Consider the following 21,873-nt stretch of genomic DNA (forward strand, 5'->3'; position numbering starts at 1 on the left):
CCTCGGTCAGGCTCGCGGCGATGCGGGCCCGAAGGAAGCGGCTTTCTGGCCGCCGATCACGCGAAGGGTCACGCATGCGCTTCACCGGTACCGCTTCTTACGTCGCCACCGAGGATCTCACCGTCGCCGTCAACGCGGCGATCCGGCTGGAGCGGCCGCTGCTGGTCAAGGGCGAGCCCGGCACCGGCAAGACGGTGCTGGCGGAGGAGATCGCCGCGGCGCTCGGCGCGCCGCTGATCACCTGGCACGTCAAGTCGACGACCAAGGCACAGCAGGGCCTCTACGAATACGATGCGGTCAGCCGGCTGCGCGACAGCCAGCTCGGCGATGCCCGCGTCTCCGACATCGCCAACTACATCAAGCGCGGCAAGCTCTGGGAGGCCTTCGTCTCGCCGGTCAGGCCCGTGCTGCTGATCGACGAGATCGATAAGGCCGATATCGAGTTCCCGAACGACCTCCTGCTCGAGCTCGACCGCATGGAGTTCCATGTCTACGAGACCGGCGAGACGATCCGTGCCGCGCAGCGCCCGGTGATGATCATCACCTCGAACAATGAGAAGGAGCTGCCGGACGCCTTCCTGCGCCGCTGCTTCTTCCACTACATCCGCTTCCCGGATGCAGAGACGATGCAGGCGATCATCGAGGTGCATTTCCCGGGCATCAAGAAGCGGCTGATGGAGGAAGCGCTCAGGCTGTTCTTCGAGGTGCGCGAGGTGCCGGGGATCAAGAAGAAGCCCTCGACCTCGGAGCTGCTCGACTGGCTGAAGCTGCTCGTCGCCGAGGATATCGGCCCCGAGGTGCTGCGCGAGCGCGACCCGCGCAAGCTGATCCCGCCGCTGCATGGTGCCCTGCTCAAGAACGAGCAGGACGTCTCGCTGTTCGAGAAGCTCGCCTTCATGGTGCGGCGCGAGAACCGCTGAGCTTCGCCAGCGGCGGCTCGTCGCAAGGTGGGATGGCCGTTGCGAGATCGATCTTGGGATCGATCTGGCGGACGGCCTCCCTGAGATCGAAATCGCGCATCAGCAGGACATAGTCCTGTGTTTCCGTCGTCCTGAGATAGCCGCTCATCGCGATGGGCTTGCCCGTGAGCTCGCCGAGCCGGCAGGCCTTGTCGGCGGCCAACGCCAGGCTGCCGCGGTTGCCGCTGTTTTGCGGTCCGGCGAACATCTCCTCGCGAAAGGCGCCGAGGCGGGCGGCATCGGCAGCGCTCAGCTTGAACAGGGTGAAGCGACGCCCAGGTGCTGCCATGGTCGGCAGCTTCGCCAGTTCGACCGCGTCGCGGACCTCCTCCAGCACGACCTTGCGCTCATGGCGACCGCCATCCTTCGGCATGGCGACGAGCGTCAGGCTGACCCCGCCGGGGAGGGTGCGGATATCGGATGGCAGGCTGATGCCGGCCCGCAATTCGGCGAGGTCCGTTGTCTTGATGTCGATCTTCGACAATTTCGGCAGCGAGGCCAGAGGAACATGGCCGCAGCCGGCGAGCAGGCCAAAAAGCAGAAGTTTGGTGGGTAGGGCGATGCGCATGGGGGCTCTCGGTTAATGGCTTTGACATTCAAAAATTCATCTCTTAGTTTAATTTTGTCAATCAAGGAGTGAAATTTCATGTCGCTCTTCACCAGTTCGCCTGAGGGGCCGCTCGCCATGGCGAGGCTGCGCCGCGTGAGTGCGGTCGCGCGCATCTTCTGCTTGGCGGCGGCGGCGTTGATGGCCTTCGGCACCTTCTGGCTCTGGCGTGATCCGGAGCAACTCGCGGCCTATGCCCGTGGCACGATCGGCGTCAGTGCGCTGCCAGGCTCGCTATCGGAGCGCGGTTACTGGCTCGCGCTTGCGATCGGCTTCGTGCCGGCCGGTCTCTTCGCTGCGGCCATGTTGCGTCTTGCCAGTCTGTTCGGCCGTTTCGGCCGTGGCCTGGTGCTGGAGGAGGAGAATGCCCAGCGGCTGGTGCGGGTCGGCTGGCTCCTGACGGCGATGGGCGTGGCCACGCCGCTGGCGCGCGCGCTGCAGAGTGTGGCGCTGACCTTCGACAATCCGTCAGGGCAGAAGCAGCTGGCGCTTACGCTCGATCCCGGGATGTTCGGTGCGCTGGCGGCGGGCGCCGCACTCGTGGCTTTCGGGCTGGTGCTCAAGGAGGCGGTGCGGCTCGCGGACGAGAATCAGAGTTTCGTGTAGGAGCTTGGCGATGCCGATCATCGTCGAACTCGATGTCATGCTGGCGCGTCGCAAGATGCGCTCGAAGGAGCTCGCCCAGCGCATCGGCTTGACCGAGCAGCAGGTCTCGCAGCTGAAATCCGGCAAGGTTCGGGGCATGCGCTTCGACACCCTCAGCCGGATCTGCGTGGTGCTCGACTGCCAGCCGGGCGATCTGCTGCGCTACGAACCAGGGTCGGAGGAGCCGGCCATGGAAGGCGAGGGCGGCGAGGCCTGAGTTGCGCGCTCAGCCGAAACCCAGCAGGGGGCGTGCATCGAGCGCCGCCAGCAAGGCGGCCACGGTCAGGCCGGCATAGGCCGTTGAGGCGGCGCCGAGCGTGACGAGACCCGGGCCCGTGCGGCGCGTCGCCAGCCAGATCAGGAGCCCGAGAGCCGGAACGATCTGCAGGGCGTGCAGCGCGAGGAAATGCGCGAGGCGCAGATCGCCGACGCTGAGCGACCAGCCCAGGAGCGGGAGCGTCGGATGCAGCGCAGGGAGTACGCCGACGAAGTGGCCGCCAGGGTTCCGACCGAGCACGATACCGCTCAGCAAACCGAGAACGCAGGTCAAGGCAAGGCCGACCACCAGCGACCAGCGCAGCACCGGGGGCATCGGACGGGCATCGCGCCGCGCGAGCCCATAGGCGAGGAAGCCCGGCGCGAGCGTGAACATCACGGCGCCGATGCCCATCAACACGTAGAGCGCCGCCCCGAGCGAGGTTGCATTGTAGTGCGAGGCCTCCACGCGGGAGGCACGCCAGGCGATGTAGAGCACTTCCAGCACGATCGGCACGATCACCGGCCAGACCATGTAGCGCCCGGCGAGCGAGGCGCGGAAGCGTTCGCTGCTCAGGGGCAGTAAGATCGCGAGCGTCAGCAGGTAGAAGGCGACCGAGATCTCGAATTTCAGCGGCTTTACCCAGGTGCCGACGCCCCCGAACAGGCGCTCGTCCAGGTTCAGGGCAAGCATGGTCGGCAGCACCAAGGCGGCCATGGCGAAGGCCGCTGCCGTGAGGCGCGGCTCGATCTCGATATCGCGCAGCCAGCCCGGCATCCGGGCCTGGAACCGGGCGATCCGGTCCTCGCGGGCAAGGCGGAACGATGCGGCGGTGAGCAGCCAGGCGAGATAGCCGGCAGGGCCGAACAGAAAGGTCAGGATCAGCACCGGCACCATCAGCCCGTGCGGGATCGCCTCCTCCTGCGAGCGCCTGAGGATCCAGTTCCCGAGGAACAGGTCGAAGGCGAGGTAGTGCACCCAGCCTGCGAGCAGCAGCGGCTTCGAAGCGAACAGACTGGCGACCGCGTCGAGCGAGCGGAAGCCGCCCTGTGCATCGTGCCAGTAGACCAGGATCAGAACGAGATAGCCGAGAGAGAGCGCGGCCGGAATGATCCAGCCGGCGAGCGCCGCCGAGACTCCACGCCAGCGCGGCAGCAGGATCAGCGAAAGCCAGCCGATGATGGCGAGGCGGCCGGCGAGAGCGAACGCGTCATCGAAAAAGCTCGGCATCGCAAACTCCGATCTTGACGCTGTTAAGTTGCTGCCTCTGCCTATTGCGCTATCTTGACGGCGTCAAGTTAGATTTTGACGCTGTAAAGATGTGAGGCCGGCAATGGCGATGGGGGTAGCGGGGCGCGGTGGTTATCATCATGGCGATCTGCGCCAGGCGATGATCGACGCGGCCGAGGCGGTGCTGGCCGAGAAGGGCGTCGACGGCTTCACCCTGCGCGAATGCGCCCGGCGTGCCGGGGTTTCGCCGGCGGCGCCGGCGCATCATTTCGGCAATCTGGTGGGCTTGCTGACCGCCGTGGCGACGCTCGGCTTCGACGAGCTTTCCGACGCGATGGAGACGGCGGTGGCGGAGGCCGTCTCCAGCGGCGGCGATCGGCTCGCGGCGATCGCGGACGCCTATCTCGCGACCGCCCTGGCACGGCCCGGCCGCTTCCGGGTCGTCTTCGGGCGCCTCGGCCTGAAGCGCGGCGACGACGCGCTGATGCGTGCCGGCCTGCGGGCCTTCGGCATCCTGGTGCGCGAAACCAAGCTGGCCCTCGGGCGGCAAATGACGGACGATCCGCTGACGCGGTTGCCGTCGAGCTATTCCGAGGATGCCGATCTCGGCGCGATCCTCTTCGTCTGGTCGCTGACGCACGGATTTTCGACGATGCTGATCGATGGCCAGCTCGGCTCATTCGAGACCCTGCCCGGCGGCCGCGAGCGCCTGCTGAAGCTCTATTCCCAGCAACTCGTGCAGTTGCTGGTCAGCGCGGTGCGCCAGCGGCGGAGCGATGTCGGAGCATAGCCCTCGCAAATCCCGGCGGGCATGGTTAGATGGCGGTCATGCGCCGCCTGATGCTCCTGCGCCATGCCAAATCGGCCTGGCGCGCCAACACCGTCGATCGTGACCGGCCGCTCGCCACGCGCGGGCGGGAAGCCGCGCCGCTGATGGGCCGCTATCTCGCCGAGGAATTGCTGCTGCCCGACCTCGTCCTGATCTCGCCGGCCAAGCGCACGGTCGAGACCTGGGAGCTGGTGCGGCCGATGCTGTCGGAAAAGCCGGCGACGCAGTTCGAGCCGCGGATCTATGAATCGCCGTCCGAGCGCCTGCTCGCGGTGGTGCAGGAGGTCGAGCCTTCGGTGCGGACTCTGCTGATGATCGGCCACAACCCCGGCTTCGAGGAGCTCGCCTCCAAGCTCGCCAGCCATGGCGACCGCTATGCGGCGGCACGCATGGCCCAGAAATATCCGACCGCCGGGCTCGCCGTGCTCGATTTCGACATCGAGGACTGGCGCGATCTTGCGCCCCGCTCCGGCCGGCTCGACCGTTTCGTCACGCCCGCCTCGCTGGGCGAGGGGCCGGACGAGTGAGGCGCCCGGCCTGATGGCGTCGGCCTCCTATCTCGACGAGGCCCGCGATGCGGCGCTGGCTTTCGGCGACAGCCTGCTCGGCCTGGCGCGGCCGCGGCTGCGCATCGGCGTGACCGGCCTGTCGCGCTCGGGCAAGACCGTCTTCACCACGGCGCTGATCCAAAATCTGGTCGAAGGCTCCAAATTGCCGGTGCTGAAGGCTTCGGCGGAAGGGCGGATCGCCCGCGTGCGGCTGGTGCCGCAGCCTGATCCCGATATTCCGCGCTTTCCCTACGAGGCGCACCGCGCCGCCCTGTCGGGACCGGATCGGCGCTGGCCGGAATCGACGCGCCGCATCTCGGAGCTGCGGCTGGAGATCGACTATGAGCGGGCGCAGGGCTGGTTCAAGGGGCCGGCGACGCTGACCCTCGACATCGTCGATTATCCCGGCGAATGGCTGCTCGACCTCGCTTTGATCGGCCAGGACTATGCCGGCTGGTCGGCCCAGGCGGTCGTCGACGCGCGCAAGCCGCATCGCCTGCCGGTGGCGACGCCCTGGCTCGAGGATCTGAAAGCCCGCGATCCCGGCGGCCCTGCCGACGAGATGGCGGCGGAGGCGGCGAGCGAGCGCTTCAAGGCCTATCTCGCGGCCTTGCGAGCCGACCCCGAGGCCGTCGCGGTGACGCCGCCCGGGCGCTTCCTGATGCCGGGCGATCTTGACGGCTCGCCGGCGCTGACCTTCGCGCCGCTCGATCTTCCGCCCGGCGTCCCGCCCGCGCCGGGCACGCTCGCCGGGCTGATGGCGGAGCGCTTCGAGGCCTATAAGCGGGTCGTGGTGGTGCCGTTCTTCCGCGAGCATTTCGCCAGGCTCGACCGGCAGATCGTACTGGTCGACGCGCTGGCGGCGCTCGATGCCGGCCCGGCTGCGCTCGCCGATCTCGAGACGGCACTCGGCCAGGCGCTCTCGGCCTTCTCGGTCGGCCGCAATTCCTGGCTCTCCAGCCTGTTCGCGCCGCGCATCGAGAAGGTGCTCTTCGCCGCGACCAAGGCCGACCATATCCACCACACCAGCCATGACCGGCTCGCCAATGTGATGTCGCATCTGGTGGCGCGCGCCGCGAGCAAGGCGCAAGGGGCGGGCGCCAAGGTCGAGGCGATGGCCTTCGCCGCGATCCGCGCGACGCGCGAGGTCCGCATCCGCGACGGACGCGAGGAGCTGCCGGCGATCGCCGGGGTGCCAGAGGCCGGCGAGGTCGTCGATGGCGAGGTCTTCGACGGCCAGACCGAGGCCGCGATCTTTCCCGGCGAATTGCCGCAGCGGCCCGAGGCGATCTTCGATCCGGCGACGCCGCGCTGGCAGGTACGCGCGCCGCGCTTCCGCCCGCCATTGGTCAAGCCCGATGCCGGCGGCAGGCTTTCGCCGCCGCCGCAGATCCGCCTCGACCGTGCGCTCGAATTCCTGATCGGCGACCGGCTGGCATGAGGGGAGGGCAAGGGTGAGCAAGGCACCAAGAGCCGTCCGTCTCGACCCGGAGAGGCCGGAAGACGAGCTGTCCGAGCGGCTGGCTGCCGGCGGAGACGTGGCGGTCGTGCCGGAGCACGAACCGATCGAACCGGAGGCGGCACCCGCCGCGCCGGTACCGCGCCGCCGCGGCTTCAGCTGGGGCAGCCTGTTCGTCGCGGCGCTGTCGGGCCTGCTCGTGCTCTCCGCCACGATCTGGACGGAGCAGACGATCAGGTGGCTGCTCGCCCTTAACCCGGCCGTCGGCATTGCGGCACTGATCTGCGCCGGTCTCGCGGCGCTGGCGCTCCTCGTCATGCTCGCCCGCGTGCTGCGCGACATCCTGCGCGAACGCCGGGTCGAGGCCTTGCGCGAGCGCGCCGTCGCGGCGCTCGCCGAAAGCGACCTCGCCAAGGCTCGGGCCGTCACGGCCGATCTCGAACGGCTCTATTCGGGCCGGGCGGAGACCGCGAAGGGCCGGGCCGAGCTTGCCGCCCACACCCCGCAATTGCTGGCGGCGCGGGATCTCCTCACCGTCGCCGAGCGCAGCCTGATGGCCCCGCTCGATGCGCTCGCCCAGGCGCAGGTGGCGCAGGCGGCGCGGCGGGTCTCGCTGGTCACCGCCGTCAGCCCGCGCGCACTGGTCGACGTGGTCTTCGTGCTCGTCGCCTGCGCCCGGCTGCTGCGGGCGGTCGCCGGTGTCTATGCCGGCCGGCCGGGGACGCTCGGCCTGCTCAGGCTGGCGCGGCAGGTGCTCGGCCATCTCGTCGTCACTGGCGGCATCGCGGCCGGCGACGCGGTGGTCCAGCAGGTGCTCGGCCAGGGGCTGGCGGCGAGGCTCTCGGCCAAGCTCGGCGAGGGCGTGCTGAACGGGCTGCTGACCGCCCGCATCGGCCTCGCCGCGATTGCCGTCTGCCGGCCGCTGCCCTTCGTCGAGGCGCAGCCGCCCGGCCTGTCGGACGTGGCCGGGGACCTGTCGGGCTGGGGCGGCAAGGAGAGCTGAGCCTCGCCTGTCATTCCCGGGCGACGCGCAGCGTCGAGCCCGGAAGCCATATCCGCCGGCATTGCCGGAATGGGCGCTGTCGTCCGAGCGCCCTTCGAAGCGCGTCGTGGCCATGGGCTCCGGACTCAGCCCTGCGGGCTGCCCCGGAAAGACGGTCGCGCTCGGCAGAATTTGCCGGTGCCGGACGAATCTGCCCGGTCGGACGCGCCGGGAAACGCTCTGAAAACCATCCAAGTTCTTGAAATATCTCAGCCCTGGCCGTGGCACGGGGCGTGCAAACTCACCAGCGGTTCGACATGCCGCCCATGGGGGGCGCTGTCCGGGTCTGATGGCCAGGTGAGGTTGCGATGGGTGTTTTCAGTGCGCTGACGACGGCGGTGACGGGCATGCAGGCCCAGTCCTATGCCCTCGAGAATATCTCCGGCAACATTGCGAACTCGCGGACCGCCGGTTTCAAGCGGGTCGACACCAGCTTCTCCGACCTGATCCCGGATACGGCGCTGAACCGCCAGATCGCCGGCTCGGTCGCGTCCTATAGCCGCGCCACCAACACAATCCAGGGCGATTTGAACTCGACGCGCATCGACACCAATGCGGCGATCAACGGCGACGGCTTCTTCGTGGTCGACCAGCGCCAGAGCGGCGTCGGCGCCTCGACCCAGTTCGCAAACAGCAATCTCTACACCCGCCGCGGCGATTTCGACTTCGACGCCGACGGCTATCTCGTCAACGGCGCCGGCTACTATCTCAAGGGCCAGAAGATCGATCCGGTGACCGGTCAGGTGATCGGCAGCCAGCCCGACGTGCTGCGCATCACCAAGGACCAGTTCCCGGCCAAGGCGACCACCGAGATCGAATACAGCGCCAATATCCCGGCCTATCCGAAGACCAACAGCGCCGTTTCGACGACGGCAGGCTCCGAGCTGCTGAACGCCGGCACTGGCTTCGGCACCAATCCCGGGACGACGGCCTCGGGCGGCACCGGCACCGTGGTCGGCAGCGATATGACCACTTTCCTCAACCGCTCGATCCCGGGCGGCTCGGTCACGGTTTATGACACGCTCGGCAAGGCGACCAGCGTCGAGCTGCGCTGGGCCAAGGTTTCCAACGCCACGGCCGGCCCGCCGGCGGTCGCCGACACCTGGAACCTCTTCATCGCCGAGAATACGGGAGCCACCGGCTCCACCGTCGCCTACCGCAACGTCAATGTCGACATCACCTTCGATTCGACCGGCAAGATGACGGCGCCCGCCAGCGGCAACATCACGATACCGCCCATGACGATCGGCGGCACGGCGATCTCCCCGGCTACCGCTCCCATCACGATCGTGACCAACGGCACCAGCCTGACGCAGAACGGCGACACCAGTGGCCAGATCGATGCCCGCAGCATCCGCCAGAACGGCTACACCGCCGGCACGCTCGACCGCGTCTCGATCTCGAACGAGGGACAGGTCATCGGCACTTTCAGCAACGGCCAGGTTGTCGCGCTGGCGCAGATCTCGGTGGCCCGGTTCAATGCGGGCAATGCGCTGAAGCGCCTCGATGGCGGCGCCTTCGAGGAGACGATCGAGTCGGGCGCGCCGATCGTCGGTCTCGGCACCTCCCAGCTGATCGGCGGCAATGTCGAGCAGTCCAACACCGACATCGCCGACGAATTCTCGAAGATGATCATCACCCAGCAGGCCTATTCGGCCAACACCAAGGTGATCTCGACGGCGCAGGAGATGCTGCGCGACGTCTTCAACATCATTCGCTGAAGACGTTCGCGCGCCGGCGGCCTGACGGTCCAGGAGGGCCGGGGCGAGACGACAGGAGTTGACGATGGGGCTCGGAACCGCTCTCGACACCGCCATCTCCGGCCTGCGCGGCACGCAGACCGGGATCGGCGTCGTTTCGCAGAACGTCGCCAATGTCGGCACGGCCGGGTATGTCCGGCGCACGGTCTCGAATCTCGACTCGAGCACCGGGCGGACGGTCGGCGTCAACAATCCCAATGTCCAGCGCCTGCTCGACCGGATCGTCCAGCACCAGCTCTGGCAGGAAAGCTCCGGCGCCGCCTATACCGCGACGCGCGCCGAGGCCTTCGCCGGGCTCGACCGCCTCTATGGTGCTCCCGGCAGCGCGACCGCGCTGGATACGATGTTCAGCACCTTCACCAATTCGCTGCAGGCGCTGCGCAACGACCCGTCCTCCTATACCAGCCGTACCGCCGTGCTCGATGCCGCTAGCCAGCTCGCCAGCCGGCTGCGCTCGATGTCGGAGGGCGTGCAGACCCTGCGGAACCAGGCCGAGGCCGGCATCGGCAATGCGGTGGGCAGGGTCAACGAGCTGCTGGAATCGCTGACCAAGGTCAACGCCCGCATCGTCAATGGCGAAGCGAGCTCGGGCACGGCCGATCTGCGCGACCAGCGCGACCGGATCGTCTCGGAGCTCTCGCAATATGTCGAGATCCGCACGAGCGAGCAGCCGAATGGCGGGATCTCCATCACCGCCGCCTCCGGCACGCAGCTCTTCGACGGTCGGCCGACGGTCACCTTCGCGTTCGACCAGCGCAGCGCGCTCGGCCCGGCCGCGCAATGGAGCTCGGATCCGGCGCAGCGCGGCGTCGGCACGATCGTCGCCAAGGATATCTCCGGCAACGGCTTCGACGCCATCGCCAACAACACCTTCCGCTCCGGCGAGATCGGTGCCCTGATCGAGCTGCGCGACAAGACGCTGGTCCAGGCACAGGCGCAACTCGACGAGATCGCGGCCCAGCTCGCCAGCGCGCTCTCCGATCGCGAGATCGCGGGCACGGCGGCGACCGCCGGCGCTGCCACGGGCTTCGATGTCGACCTCGCCGGCCTGAAGGCCGGCAACACGGTGACGCTCGACTACAAGGTCACGCCCGGCGGGCAGACGCAGCGCTACACCTTCGTGCGTGTCGATTCCGCCGCTTCGCTGCCGCTGCCCGCCTCGGCGGAGGGCGATGCCAATAACCGCGTCATCGGCATCGATTTCTCCGGCGGCCCGGCTTCGGTCGCGGCGCAGATGCAGGCGGCGGTCGGCCCCGGCTTCACGATCTCGAACACCGGCTCGGTGCTGCGGATCGTCGATGACGGCGCCGGCGGTACCCGAGACGTGCTCGGCCTGACCGCCCGCCCGACCCAGGATCTGCTGAGCGGCGGCACGGCGGAACTGCCCTTCTTCGTCGATTCCGGCCGCGCCAACGGCGCCTATACCGGCTCTTATGAGGGCGGGGCGCAGTCGGTGGGCTTCGCCTCCCGGATCGTCGTCAACCCCAATCTTGCGACCAACCCCAAGGCCCTCGTCCTGGTCAGCCCGAGCACTCCGGAGGGCGATACGACCCGGCCGCAATTCCTGCTCGACCGGCTGACCTCGAGCCAGCGCAGCTTCACCAACGCCACCGGCTTCGACGGGTCGCGCAACACCTCCTCGATGACGATGGCGAGTTTCGTCCAGCGCATCGTCGCCGGGCAGGGGCAGGCGAGCGCCGCCGCACAGCGGCTGGACGAGGGCCAGCAGGTCGCGCTGGCCTCGGTTCAAAGCCGCTTCCTCGAGGACTCGCAGGTCAATGTCGACCAGGAAATGTCGACCCTGATCGAGCTCCAGTCGGCCTACGCCGCCAATGCGCGCGTGATCTCGACGGTCAAGGAACTGCTCGACGTGCTGTTGAGACTGTAAGGAAACCGCGCCATGACCATCACCGCCACCGGCACCGGCGCCTATCGCTCGGCCAAGCCGAACCAGTTCGTCTCCAGCCGCGCGCAGTTCGACGATCTGCAGCGCCAGCTCGCCACCAAGAAGAAGAGCGAGACCTTCGCCGGCCTCGGCATGGATCGGGGCAGGAGCCTCGACCTCAACAACCGGCTCTCGACGCTCGAAGGCTATCTGACCGGGATCCAGCGTGCCGACGTCAATCTGAAGCTGGCGACGCAGGCGGTCGAGAATTTCGCCAAGATGACGCGCGAGACGGTGAGCGACACCCGCGCCGGCAGCTATCAGCCGAGCTCGACCGGCCGTACCGCGCCGCAGGTCCTGGCCGAGGAGAAGTTCAAGCAGGCGCTCGACCTGCTCAACACCAATGTCAACGGCCGCTACCTGTTCTCCGGCCGTACCGCCAACGAGCTGCCGGTCGTCGACTATTCGCTGATCATGAACGGCGACGGCGCCGGCAAGGCCGGGCTGAAGCAGCTGATCTCGGAGCGTCGCGAGGCCGATCTCGGCGTCGACGGCTTCGGCCGGCTGACCACGGGTGGGTCCGGTACCGCGGCGACGATCGCCAAGGAGCCGGGCAATCCGCCCTATGGCTTCGACCTCATCGGCGCCTCGACCAGTTCCGCGGCGCTGACGGTGAACTACACCGCCGGCCCTCCGGCTGATGTCGCGGTCAATGTGGTGGGAACACCGCTGCCCGGCGAGACGCTGACGATCAGGCTCAAACTGCCCGACGACACGGTCGAAGAGATCACGCTGACCGCCCGCGCCGAGGGCACGGACGGCACCGCCCATGGCAGCTTCGCGATCGGTCCGGACAATGCCACGACGGCGATGAGACTGCGCGAGACGATCGACGCGGCGCTGTCACGCGAGGCGAACACCACCCTCTCGGCAGCGTCGGCACAGGTCGCTGCCGAGAATTTCTTCGCGGGCAGCCCGAGCAACCCGCCGCTGCGCGTTCCAGGCCCGCCCTTCGACGCTGCCTCCACCGCGCCAGCGCCCGGCACCGACGCCAACACGGTGATCTGGTACAGGGGCGACGATGCGACGGGCTCGGCGCGGGCGACTTCCAGCGTCCAGGTCGACCAGAGCCAGCTCGTCGCAACCGGCGCGCGCGCCAATGAGCAGGCCTTCCGCATCGGCCTTGCGCAATTTGCCGTGCTGGCGGCCGAGACCTTCCAGGCGAGCGATCCCAATTCCGAGGCGCGCTACGAGGCGCTGACCGAGCGCAGCCGCAATGCGCTCGGCTACCCGCCCGGCACCCAGAATCCGTCCGAGATCATCGTCGAGCTTGGGACGGCGCAGACGGCGCTGGCGCAGGCCAAGGAGCGCCACACCGCAACCAAGAACTACCTGACGACGACGCTGGACGGCATCGAGAACGTCACCACCGAGGAGGTGGCCGTGCAGATCCTGGCGCTGCAGAACCAGTTGCAGGCGAGCTACCAGACGACCTCGATCCTCTCGAAGCTCAGCCTCACCAATTATCTCTAGATCGCCGCGCGTCCGTCCGGACGCGGTTCCGGTGATCTATCTTTTCGGTCCAATGCTATAGAAGGCGGCGCCGCGCTCTGTGCCGCCTGCCGCCCGAACGAAAACGCCGCCCGGGATCCGGGCGGCGTTTTCGTTCGGTGATGGCTGTCGAAGCGGACGCTCAGCGCCCGCGCAGTCCGGCGGCGATGTCGCGGTTGATGTCGACCAGTACCGTCAGGGCGGAGGGCCCGGGATTGGCGGCGACGCGGAAGGTATGGTTGAAGATGAAATTGGCTAGCGACAGGATGTTGCGCTTGATGTCGACCGGCAGGGGATTGTCTTCCGCGATCACGGCCGAGACCAGCAAAGTCCAGAGCTTGCGGTTGTAGTTCAGCGCTTCGTCGAGCTCGCGCGAGCGGCCAGCCCAGTCGTCGATGATCGACTGAAGCCGAACGCTGGCTTTCAGGAGCAGAGAAGCCTCCAGTTCGCGGGGAGAAGCCGTATTCTGCGCAGACCTGGCCGCTGCGGCGTAGGCATTAAACCCGCTTTGCATTCTCGATGAGCTCCGCCTCGTACGCGATCAGCTTCTTCGCTGATTTCAGACCTTTGTAGAGTTCGGAGCTTAAGATGCAGTTATTGATCTCGGAAACATGTGGCAGAGCGCTCGGGGCGGCCTGGAGGAAGTCGCGCACCAGCTGGAAATAGACCTCGTGCTGATGCGTCGGGCTGCCGGCCAGATACATCAGCTGGATGGCCAGGTAGATTTTCTTGGCCGGGCTGTCGGCGGTCGCCGGGGTGAGGATGTCCTTCTCGCGCAGGATCGGTGCGTCACCCTCGATGAAGAAGCGCGTGCGCTGCTCATCGTTGCGGATGACGACCGAGCCGATGATGATGCGCTCGTTCGGCTTGAGCTCGACCTTGAGGGCCATTGTCGTTCCTGCCTTCTGGCTGGCGGGGAGGGCGGAGCCTTTCGGGGTCAGCCGAAGAGACGCAGCACGCCCTGGTCGGCCTGAGAAGCCAGCGACAGCGCCGTCTGCGACAGCTGCTGGCGGGTGTTCAGGGCGAGCAGCTTGGCGCCTTCCTCGTTGGAGTCGGCAAGCACCAGATTATCGGCGCCGGTGGTCAGGGTGTTGACCAGGTTCTTGGTGAAGTCCTGACGGGTCTGCACCACCGAGAGGTTCGAGCCGAGCGTCGAGGAGATCGAGCGCAGCGAGGACAGCGCGCTGGTCAGCGTGTCGGCGACGGTGTTCAGCGAGGTGTCGTCCTGAATGTTGAACTGGCCGGTCAGGGCGGTGCCGCTGACAGCGGTCAGAACGCCGAGATTGGCGGCCGACAGGGTTTCGCCCTGGATGTCGAGCTTCGACTGGTTGGTGCCGGTCTTCTCGTTGAAGATGATCGAGAGCTTGTCGCCGTTGAGCAGGTTCTTGCCGTTGTAGCCGGCATCCTTGGCGAGCTTGTCGATCTGGTCGCGCAGATCGTTGAACTGCTTGATCAGGTTGGAACGGACGGTGGAGTTGCCGCCGGTCGAGGTGATGCCGGCGCCGGCCGAGTTGCCGTCGGCGACGAGCAGGCCGAAGGCGGCGTTCTGGTTGGTTGCGCTCGAGGCGTTGGTGCGGGCCGCGGTCGCGTCGGCACCGGCGCCGATGCCGACGCGCAACGTGTCCGAGCCGGAGCCGGTGACGTTGAGGCGCCCGGAATCGTCGACGGTGGCGGTGGCGATTCCCGATTTGTTGATCTCATTGACGAGGTCGCGGACGGTCGCGTTGGCGCCGAGATCGACGGTGTAGGTGGTCGCGCCGGCCGAGACCGTCAGGGCCGTCGCCGGTGTCGCGGTCGCGTTGATCAGGTGACCGACGCTCGAGGCGGTGGCGTCGGCCGGCGGGCCGGCATTGCTGATCCGCTTGTCGAGCGCGATGTCCTTGCGGCTCTTGCCGCTGGTCGCGGTCACTTCGCCGGCATCGGCGAGGACGTCGGACGTGCCGATCCGGTTCGGACGATTGGCGGCGGCGTCGGCCTGGGCCTGCTTGATCGTCGACTGCAGCGACTGCACCAGCTTGGTGATCGAGTCGATGCCCTGCGAGGCGGCGGTGATGGTCTGGATGCCGTTCGAGATGCCGTCCAGCAGGCCTTTCAGCTCGTTGGCGCGGTCGTTCAGGCCGAGCGAGGTGAAGTAGTTGACGGGGTTGTCGATGGCGGAGTTGACGCGCTTGCCGGTGGCGAGACGGTTCTGGATGATGCCCTGCTCGGCAGTGGTCTGCTGGAGGGTCAAAAGATTGGCCCTGACGCCGCTGGTGAGAATCGTGTTGGCCATCTTCGGTCCCCTGAAGGCGCGATTCGGGCGCCATGCGGTTTGCTCTGCGGGGATAATCCTTCGTTAAGACTAACAGCCGGTTAACGGCCTCCAGGCGACATCTGACGGAGCCCGGACGGCGAAAAGGCGGCGGAGCTTTCGCTCCGCCGCCTTTCTTTGCTTCGTCCCACTTCTGTGGGCAGGCCCGCTCCTGCGGGGCCGAAGGATCAGAACAGACGCAGGACCGCCTGGTCGGCCTGCGAGGCCAGCGACAGGGCCGTCTGCGACAGCTGCTGGCGGGTCTGCAGGGCGAGGAGCTTGGCGCCTTCCTCGCTGGAGTCGGCGAGGACCAGATTGTCGGCGCCCTGGGTCAGGGTGTTCACCAGGTTCTTGGTGAAATCCTGGCGGGTCTGGACGACGGACATGCTGGAGCCGAGCGACGACGCCATCGAGCGCAGCGAGGTCAGCGCGTTGGTCAGCGTGTCGGAGGCAGTCTCGAGCGACGAGTCGTTCTGGATGTTGAACGACACGCCGGCCGCGTCGGCGGTGCCGGCCTGGAGGACGCCGAGATTGCCGGCCGTCAGCACCGAGCCCTGGACGTCGAGCTTCGCTTGCTGCGTTCCGGTCTTCTCGTTGAACACGATCGAGAGCTTGTCGCCGGCGAGCAGGTTCTTGCCGTTGAAGCTCGCATCCTTGGCAAGCTGGTCGATCTGCTTGGTCAGATCGTTGAACTGCTTGATCAGGTTCGACCGGACAGTCGAGTTGCCTCCGGAGGCGGCGATGCCGGCACCGGCGGTATCGCCGTCAGCGATGGCAAGACCGATGGCACCGTTCTGGTTGGAGGCGCTGGAGGCGTTGGTCCGGGCGAGCGGAGCGGTCGTGCTGGCGCCGAGGCCGACGCGCAGCGTGTCGGAGCCCATGCCAGTGACGTTCAGGCGGCCGGAATCATCGACCGAAGCGGTGGCGAGACCCGAGCTGTTGATCGTGTTGACGAGGTCGCGGACCGTTGCGGTGGCGGCCAGATCGACGGTGAAGGTGGTCGAGCCGGCCGAGACCGTCAGGGCCAGGTTGGTGTTGGTGGTGGTGTCGATCAGGTGGCCGGCATCGGAAGCGGTGGCGCCAACGACCGCGCCGGCCTTGCCGATACGCTTGTCGAGAGCGATGTCCTTCAGGCTCTTGCCGCCGGTGGCGGTGACTTCGGTCGACGTTGCCAGGGCCGTACCGGTCTTGGTCGGGCGGTTGGCGGCGGCGTCGGCCTGGGCCTGCTTGACGGTCGACTGCAGCGACTCGACGAGCTTGACGGCCGAGTCGAGGCCCTGCGAGGCGGCCTGGATCGTCTGGATGCCGTTGGAGATGCCGTCGAGCAGGTTGGTCATCTGGCCGGCGCGGTCGTTGAGGCCCGCGGCGGTGAAGTAGTTCACCGGGTTGTCGACAGCGGAGTTGACCTTCTTGCCGGTGGCGAGACGGTACTGGCCCTGCTGGGAGGCGGCGGTGGTCTGGGAGAGCGAGGTCAGCGCGCTGCGAACGCCGGCCGAAAGAGAGACGGTAGCCATCTTAGTATACCCTTCTGGTATGATGCCTTCTGGCGTCCCGGCCGTTCTGGTCAGGACCGGGCGACCATCGATCGCCCTCTCGTAACAAGCGGTAAATTCGATCTGGAAAATAGCCGCGAAATCGGTCGGCCTCTGCTTGTGGTTAACGGTCCGTCAAGCGGCGGCAGCCGATTTCCGGCGAGGGCTGGGGCGACAGGAAAACGCCAGCGCCCGCCGGCTCGGCCTTGCGGCGAGCGACGGCGGGCATTGGGAAGTCGGGCGGTGGGTGGCTTGCTTCAGGCCGTGCGTTCGACGACGTGCGAGGTGGAGGGGGCCGCCGTCTCGCGTGCGCGCTCGATCAGGTCCCGGGAGAGGGCGCGCAGCTTCAGCATGGTCTCGTCGGGCAATTGCTCGACGGTCTCGCCGGTGTCTGGGTCCCGCTTCTGGAGCACGATGCTGTGGGTCTTGGCGTCGATGACCAGGCGCCGGTCGACGGCCTCGCGCCGCTCCTGCTTCTGATAGGCCGTCTCGGAGCGCTCGCGGTTGACGGCGTCGTCCTGATTCTGGCGATGCTGCGCCTGCTCCTGGCGCTTCTCGTCGGCCCGGGCCCGGATGTCGAGCCGGACGGCCTCGCCGGCCGCGGCCGACTGCACGGTCTTCTCGGCCGGGAGCTCCACCGGCGCACTGCCCGGCTGGATCGCGATGTCGGTCCGAACCGTTGCCTGCACGGCGCCGGTGGCGATCGTTCTGGGTGCCCCGCCGAAATCCATTCTGGACTCCTCTCGCCTGAGACGGACTCAGTTCATGGTAGCGAGACTGGCGGCGAAAGTTGAATCTGCCGTTAGGGAAATTGGTAAATTGTGAAGGATTGGCTGCTAAGGGCCGCTTTTGGTTAAGGAATTTGCGGTCGGCGCCGCGGATGCAGCCGGCCGTTCCGGCCCGGATGGGCCGGAGCTGCGCTACAGGCTCTTCGAGATCACCATCGGCCCGGCATTCGGCCGGGCGAAGACGCCGGCTCCGACGCTCGCGGCCGGCCCATAGCCCGCCGCCTTCATCGGCCGGTTGGCATCCGTGGCGAGATCCCGGACGATCGATTCCGACACGGCCCGCGCCGTCGCCAGCACCGCCTGGTTGGTCTCGATCAGCTCCTGGAAGGCGAGATGCGCCGCCTTCAGCCGCTTGACCTTCTCGGGTACGAAACGGGCCAGCGCGACGGCGTTCAGCTTGATCTGCTCGACGCCCTTCATATAGACGCCGGCGAGCTCGGATTTGCGCGGCTCGCGCTCCATCGCGTCCTTGAGCTTGCCGGCCTTGACCAGGGCGGTTTCCTCGCCGACGACATGCGACAGCGAGCCTAGCACCTCGATAACGGCTTCGATCAGGCTCTCCGCCTCGATGGCGCTGCCGACGCGCGGGCGCTCGTCGATGACGCGCGGCCTAGCCAGCATTGCCGCCTCCGCCGGTCGTTGCCGTGGCCGTAGTCTTGGCCGTGGCGGTCGCCTTGGCCTGGACCTGGATCAGGTCGCGCAGGATCTGGTCCGACAGGCCGAGGCCGCCGGCCTTCTGCAGGCTGCGGGCATATTCCTGGGTCAGCATCGAGCGATAGACGCCGCCGCCGGTGCCGTTCTCGCCGAGCGGCCCTTCGGTCTCGCTGGAGTTCATGATGCTGTTGGTGAAGTTCTCGAGGAAGACGGTCTCGAACTCGTCGGCCGTCTTCTTGGCCTTGGCCGCCTTGGCGTCGAAGGCGCCGGCGATGCCGCTGGCGAGGTTGACGGCGGCGCCGAGCGCGAGCTTGGCGGCGGGAATGGCGAGGGCAGCACTCATTACATCACCTCGATTTCGGCTTGCAGCGCGCCGGCTGCCTTGATGGCCTGAAGGATGGAGATCAGGTCGCGCGGGCCGATGCCCAGCGCGTTGAGTCCGTCGACGAGCTCGCGCAAGGTCACGCTTTCCTTGACGAGGGCGAGCTTGTTGGTGCCCTCGGTGTCGACCCTGACATTGCTGCGCGGGACGACGACCGTGCGGCCATTGCCGAATTCGTTCGGCTGGCTGACCTGCGGCTCCTCGGAGATCGTCACGGTCAGGTTGCCCTGAGCGACGGCGACGGTGGAGACGCGCACGTCGCGACCCATCACGATGATGCCCGAGCGCTCGTCGATGATGACCCTTGCGCCCTGGTCCGGCTCGACGCGCAGCTGCTCGATATCGGTCAGCAGGCGGATCATGTTGCCGTGGAAGCGCGGCGGGATCTGCAGCACGACGGTCGAGGGGTCGGTCGGTTCGGCGGAGTCGCCGCCGATGAAATCGTTGATCGCCGCGGCGACGCGCCGGGCGGTCGTCAGATCGGGGTTGCGCAGCGACAGGCGCAGCGTCTTGAGCTTGTTCAGGGCGAACTCGATCTCGCGCTCGACCAGGCCGCCATTGGCGATACGGCCGACGGTGGGCACGCCGCGGGTGATCTTGGCGGCCTCGGCCTCGGCCGAGAAGCCGGAGATCGCGACCGGCCCTTGCGAGACCGCATAGACCTCGCCGTCGGCGCCGAGCAGCGGCGTCGCAAGCAGGGTGCCGCCCTGCAGTGACTTGGCGTCGCCGAGCGCCGAGACGGTGACGTCGAGCCGGGTGCCCTGCGTGGCGAAGGGCGGCAGGTTCGCCGTCACCATCACCGCTGCGACGTTGGCGGTGCGCATATTGGCGCCGCGGGTGTTGACGCCGAGCCGCTCCAGCATCGCCTGCAGCGACTGCTTGGTGAAGGGGGCGTTGTTCAGCGTGTCGCCGGTGCCGTTGAGGCCGACGACGATGCCGTAGCCGAGAATCTGGTTGGAGCGGACGCCCTCGACCGAGGCGAGGTCCTTGATGCGCGAGAGCGCGCCGCCGATGCCGGGGGAGGTGCCATGGGTGCCGCCGAAGGAGGCCAGGGCGAGCTTCGCCGGCACGCCGCCGCGCGCCTGGCCCGGGATCGGGGTCGGCGCCAGGTCGGCCGCCCACGCCGTAGCGACGAGCAGCAGCGATGCGGCGGCCTGCGTCAGCAAATGGCGGGTCGGGAAGAGGGCGAACATGCGGCCACCGGGTTCAATCATCGTCGGACTGCGATGGCCCTGCGAACTCCGTGCCAGTTCTAGAAAAAGCAAAAACCGTTCTTAATCAGAAGTTTAATGATCTCCGGCCTGATCGTCGGCAGGGCAGGGGCCTGTTCAAACCTGCCGGGCGCGGCAATTCCTGCCGAGTCGTTTACCGCTCGTTAACCATGCCGCCGGCAAGAAGGAGGCAGGGGCGAGCGAGGCCGAAGAGCCGCCATTTCGAACCGTCGCCGAGAGCGCCATGATCCGTATCGACCAGCGCGCAGCCATCACCTCGACCGGCGCGACCAGCCGCGGCAGAGCCGCGGGCGGCACGAGCTTCAGCCTGCCGGGGCGCGAGGCGGCTGCGAGCACGCAGTCCACGACGATAAGCCATGCCGGCCCGCTCGACGGTCTGCTGCTGGTGCAGGAGGAGGAGGGCGGTCAGGAGCGCCGCCGCCGCCAGGCACGCCGCGGCCATGACCTGCTCGACGGGCTCGACCGTCTCAAGGCGGCGCTGCTTTCCGGCCGGGTTCAGCTCGTCGAGCTGGAGCGTCTCAAGGCGATGCTGTCGACGCGTCGGGAAAACACCGACGATCCGCGCCTCGACGAGGTTCTGGCCCATATCGAGCTGCGCGCCGCGGTGGAGCTGGCGAAGCTCGGGCGTTGATGCCTTAGCCCGGTTCCGTCACGGTCGGGCTTGTCCCGACCACCCACGTCTCCTGCTGGCGAAGGCTGTGTTCTCAAGACGGAGATGCTCGCCACGGGGGCGAGCATGACGATCCGGAGCAGCCTCTGCTCCTCATGTCGGCGCAGCGCTGGCTGTGGGCCGTGCGTGACGGCCCTTCAGTTCTTCAGCGGATGAACTGGTCGACGAAATCGGCGCCGAGGCCGTTCGCCGCATAATGCGCCCGGCATTTGTCGATGCGGGTGAAGACGTCGTCATAGCCGAGGCACTTGCCGTCGGGGTCGACATAGATCATCGCGCCATTGACCTGGAACATGGTGATCATCTCCTCGACATCGGGATCGACCACCAGCGTGTGGGTCTCGCCGGGCGCCTCGTAGACATAGCCGCCTTCGGTCGCGACCCAGTCATGCTCGAGATAGCGCCACTTGCCCTTGAGGACGTAGCCATGCACCGGCTGGGGATGGCGGTGGCGCGAGAGCACGCCGGCGCGCCGGACCTTGAGCAGGTTCATCCAATAGCCGCGCGTCGCCGAGAGGCAGAGCGGACGGAACCAGACATTGTCATCGACCGGGACCCAGACGCGGTCATCCTCGGGGATGACGTTGGGGATCACCAGCTCCGGCGGCGATTCCTTGGGCTGCGGATGGCGGTAGGGGGTCCAGCGCTCGGCGTTCGTGGCGGCGACCGGAAGCGGGCTGACCTTGTCCATGGCTCGTCTCTACCTTTGAGTTTTCGATTCAGGCCCTTCCTAGACTGAATCCGGAAAGCGGGCCATGTCATTGATCGGGCGGGGTTTCGTCGCCCTGTTCAGCGTTCGGCGGGTTCGCGCTCAGACCGCGAGATAGCCGCCATCCACCGGCAGGACGGTGCCGGTGACGAAGCGCGCGGCGTCCGAGAGCAGGAAGACGATGGCGCCGCCGACATCGGAGGGCTCGCCCCAGCGGTTCATCGGCGTGCGCGCCAGGATCGGAGCGGAGCGCGCGGCATCCTCGACCAGCGGTCGCGTCAGCTCCGTGGCGATCCAGCCAGGCGCGACCGCATTGACCCGGATGCCGTCCGTCGCCCAGGCGGCGGCGAGCGATTTGGTGAGCTGGCCGACGCCGCCCTTCGAGGCGGCATAGCCCGGGGCGAAGGGCGAGCCATGGAAGGTCAGCATCGAGGCGGTGTTGACGATGGCGCCCTTGGCCGCCGCGAGCTTTTCCCTGGCCGCGACGCTCATCCGCATGGTGCCGGTGAGGTTGACCTCGACGGTCAGGCGGAAGGCCTCGATCTCGAACTCCTTGCCGCCGCGCTGGATCATGCCGGCACAATTGACCAGCGCGTCGATCCGCTCGCAGCCGGCGACGATGGCGGCGACCTGATCGTCGCTGGTGACGTCGAGCCTGGCATGGCGGATCGCGGCATGGGCCGGCGTGGCGGCGACCTCCTCATCGGTGAGGCCGGTGGCGAGGACCCGGTAGCCGGCCTCGGCGAGGGCGAGCGCGGCGCCGGCACCGATGCCGCGGGTGCCGCCGGTGACAAGGGCGAATTTCTGGGTTTCGGTCATAGGCTCGCTGCTCTCGCACGTTTGCT

At 67.6% G+C, this 21,873-nt stretch carries 23 protein-coding genes; 11 read left to right on the forward strand and 12 right to left on the reverse strand.

What is annotated here, in order from left to right:
- Positions 1-74 precede the first annotated feature (74 nt).
- Entirely contained in the window at positions 75-920 is an 846-nt protein-coding gene (locus tag AC3RCC_RS11665; RefSeq protein ID WP_291634307.1) for an AAA family ATPase, read from the forward strand.
- Here the strand turns inward: AC3RCC_RS11665 and AC3RCC_RS11670 are convergent.
- Positions 895-1,527 (reverse strand): hypothetical protein, encoded by a 633-nt coding sequence (locus AC3RCC_RS11670; RefSeq protein ID WP_492258500.1) that lies wholly within the window; start codon positions 1,525-1,527, stop codon positions 895-897. The genes AC3RCC_RS11665 and AC3RCC_RS11670 overlap by 26 nt on opposite strands.
- Positions 1,528-1,605: 78 nt before the next feature.
- Here AC3RCC_RS11670 and AC3RCC_RS11675 point away from each other — a divergent pair, with 78 nt between their 5' ends.
- Complete coding sequence (locus tag AC3RCC_RS11675) at positions 1,606-2,172, forward strand: DUF2975 domain-containing protein (protein WP_492258501.1); 567 nt, start codon at positions 1,606-1,608, stop codon at positions 2,170-2,172.
- A gap of 10 nt (positions 2,173-2,182) precedes the next feature.
- Positions 2,183-2,428 carry a helix-turn-helix domain-containing protein gene (locus AC3RCC_RS11680; RefSeq protein WP_291634313.1) on the forward strand — a complete coding sequence of 82 codons (246 nt, stop codon included), beginning with the start codon at positions 2,183-2,185 and terminating at the stop codon, positions 2,426-2,428.
- Between the two features lie 9 nt (positions 2,429-2,437).
- Here AC3RCC_RS11680 and AC3RCC_RS11685 read toward each other — a convergent pair whose 3' ends face one another.
- On the reverse strand, positions 2,438-3,697 hold the full coding sequence (locus tag AC3RCC_RS11685) for an ABA4-like family protein (RefSeq protein WP_492258502.1): 1,260 nt from the start codon (positions 3,695-3,697) through the stop codon (positions 2,438-2,440).
- A gap of 103 nt (positions 3,698-3,800) precedes the next feature.
- Here AC3RCC_RS11685 and AC3RCC_RS11690 point away from each other — a divergent pair, with 103 nt between their 5' ends.
- From AC3RCC_RS11690 to AC3RCC_RS11720, 7 genes are all read left to right on the forward strand, one after another.
- Positions 3,801-4,487, forward strand: a complete 687-nt coding sequence (locus tag AC3RCC_RS11690; protein ID WP_291634317.1) for a TetR/AcrR family transcriptional regulator — start codon at positions 3,801-3,803, stop codon at positions 4,485-4,487.
- Between the two features lie 38 nt (positions 4,488-4,525).
- A complete protein-coding gene (locus AC3RCC_RS11695; protein ID WP_492258503.1) occupies positions 4,526-5,053 on the forward strand; it encodes a SixA phosphatase family protein in 528 nt (175 codons plus the stop codon).
- A 13-nt stretch (positions 5,054-5,066) separates the two neighbouring features.
- The gene (locus AC3RCC_RS11700; protein WP_492258504.1) at positions 5,067-6,515 is read left to right on the forward strand and encodes a YcjX family GTP-binding protein; all 1,449 of its coding nucleotides are present in this window, start codon (positions 5,067-5,069) and stop codon (positions 6,513-6,515) included.
- Between the two features lie 13 nt (positions 6,516-6,528).
- A complete protein-coding gene (locus AC3RCC_RS11705; protein WP_492258505.1) occupies positions 6,529-7,536 on the forward strand; it encodes a YcjF family protein in 1,008 nt (335 codons plus the stop codon).
- A 347-nt stretch (positions 7,537-7,883) separates the two neighbouring features.
- Positions 7,884-9,296 (forward strand): flagellar hook protein FlgE, encoded by a 1,413-nt coding sequence (locus AC3RCC_RS11710; RefSeq protein WP_291634325.1) that lies wholly within the window; start codon positions 7,884-7,886, stop codon positions 9,294-9,296.
- A 64-nt stretch (positions 9,297-9,360) separates the two neighbouring features.
- Positions 9,361-11,223 (forward strand): flagellar hook-associated protein FlgK, encoded by a 1,863-nt coding sequence (gene flgK, locus AC3RCC_RS11715; protein ID WP_492258506.1) that lies wholly within the window; start codon positions 9,361-9,363, stop codon positions 11,221-11,223.
- A 12-nt stretch (positions 11,224-11,235) separates the two neighbouring features.
- Positions 11,236-12,753 (forward strand): flagellar biosynthesis protein FlgL, encoded by a 1,518-nt coding sequence (locus tag AC3RCC_RS11720; protein ID WP_492258507.1) that lies wholly within the window; start codon positions 11,236-11,238, stop codon positions 12,751-12,753.
- A gap of 160 nt (positions 12,754-12,913) precedes the next feature.
- On the opposite strand, the gene flaF is transcribed toward AC3RCC_RS11720, so the two are convergent.
- From flaF to AC3RCC_RS11760, 8 genes are all read right to left on the reverse strand, one after another.
- Entirely contained in the window at positions 12,914-13,285 is a 372-nt protein-coding gene (flaF, locus tag AC3RCC_RS11725) for a flagellar biosynthesis regulator FlaF (protein WP_291634331.1), read from the reverse strand.
- Positions 13,269-13,661, reverse strand: a complete 393-nt coding sequence (gene flbT, locus AC3RCC_RS11730; RefSeq protein ID WP_291634334.1) for a flagellar biosynthesis repressor FlbT — start codon at positions 13,659-13,661, stop codon at positions 13,269-13,271. Before flbT ends, flaF begins: the two co-directional genes overlap by 17 nt.
- A 47-nt stretch (positions 13,662-13,708) precedes the next feature.
- Complete coding sequence (locus AC3RCC_RS11735; protein WP_291634336.1) at positions 13,709-15,043, reverse strand: flagellin N-terminal helical domain-containing protein; 1,335 nt, start codon at positions 15,041-15,043, stop codon at positions 13,709-13,711.
- Between the two features lie 206 nt (positions 15,044-15,249).
- On the reverse strand, positions 15,250-16,575 hold the full coding sequence (locus tag AC3RCC_RS11740) for a flagellin N-terminal helical domain-containing protein (RefSeq protein WP_492258508.1): 1,326 nt from the start codon (positions 16,573-16,575) through the stop codon (positions 15,250-15,252).
- A 275-nt stretch (positions 16,576-16,850) separates the two neighbouring features.
- A complete protein-coding gene (locus AC3RCC_RS11745) occupies positions 16,851-17,324 on the reverse strand; it encodes a FlaG family protein (RefSeq protein WP_291634340.1) in 474 nt (157 codons plus the stop codon).
- 189 nt (positions 17,325-17,513) lie between these two features.
- Complete coding sequence (locus tag AC3RCC_RS11750; protein ID WP_291634341.1) at positions 17,514-18,002, reverse strand: hypothetical protein; 489 nt, start codon at positions 18,000-18,002, stop codon at positions 17,514-17,516.
- Complete coding sequence (locus AC3RCC_RS11755; protein ID WP_291634342.1) at positions 17,992-18,378, reverse strand: rod-binding protein; 387 nt, start codon at positions 18,376-18,378, stop codon at positions 17,992-17,994. The genes AC3RCC_RS11750 and AC3RCC_RS11755 overlap by 11 nt, the downstream gene beginning before the upstream one ends.
- Entirely contained in the window at positions 18,378-19,610 is a 1,233-nt protein-coding gene (locus AC3RCC_RS11760; protein WP_492258509.1) for a flagellar basal body P-ring protein FlgI, read from the reverse strand. Before AC3RCC_RS11760 ends, AC3RCC_RS11755 begins: the two co-directional genes overlap by 1 nt.
- Positions 19,611-19,872: 262 nt before the next feature.
- On the opposite strand from AC3RCC_RS11760, the gene AC3RCC_RS11765 reads away from it, so the two are divergent.
- Positions 19,873-20,280: a flagellar assembly protein FliX gene (locus AC3RCC_RS11765; protein WP_452117898.1), complete on the forward strand. Its 408-nt coding sequence runs from the start codon at positions 19,873-19,875 to the stop codon at positions 20,278-20,280.
- A 184-nt stretch (positions 20,281-20,464) separates the two neighbouring features.
- Here AC3RCC_RS11765 and AC3RCC_RS11770 read toward each other — a convergent pair whose 3' ends face one another.
- Entirely contained in the window at positions 20,465-21,010 is a 546-nt protein-coding gene (locus AC3RCC_RS11770) for a 2,4'-dihydroxyacetophenone dioxygenase family protein (protein WP_291634348.1), read from the reverse strand.
- Positions 21,011-21,130: 120 nt separating this feature from the next.
- Complete coding sequence (locus tag AC3RCC_RS11775) at positions 21,131-21,847, reverse strand: SDR family NAD(P)-dependent oxidoreductase (protein WP_492258510.1); 717 nt, start codon at positions 21,845-21,847, stop codon at positions 21,131-21,133.
- Positions 21,848-21,873 lie beyond the last annotated feature (26 nt).

This window comes from Allobosea sp. GW823-FHT01F03, from assembly GCF_058798075.1.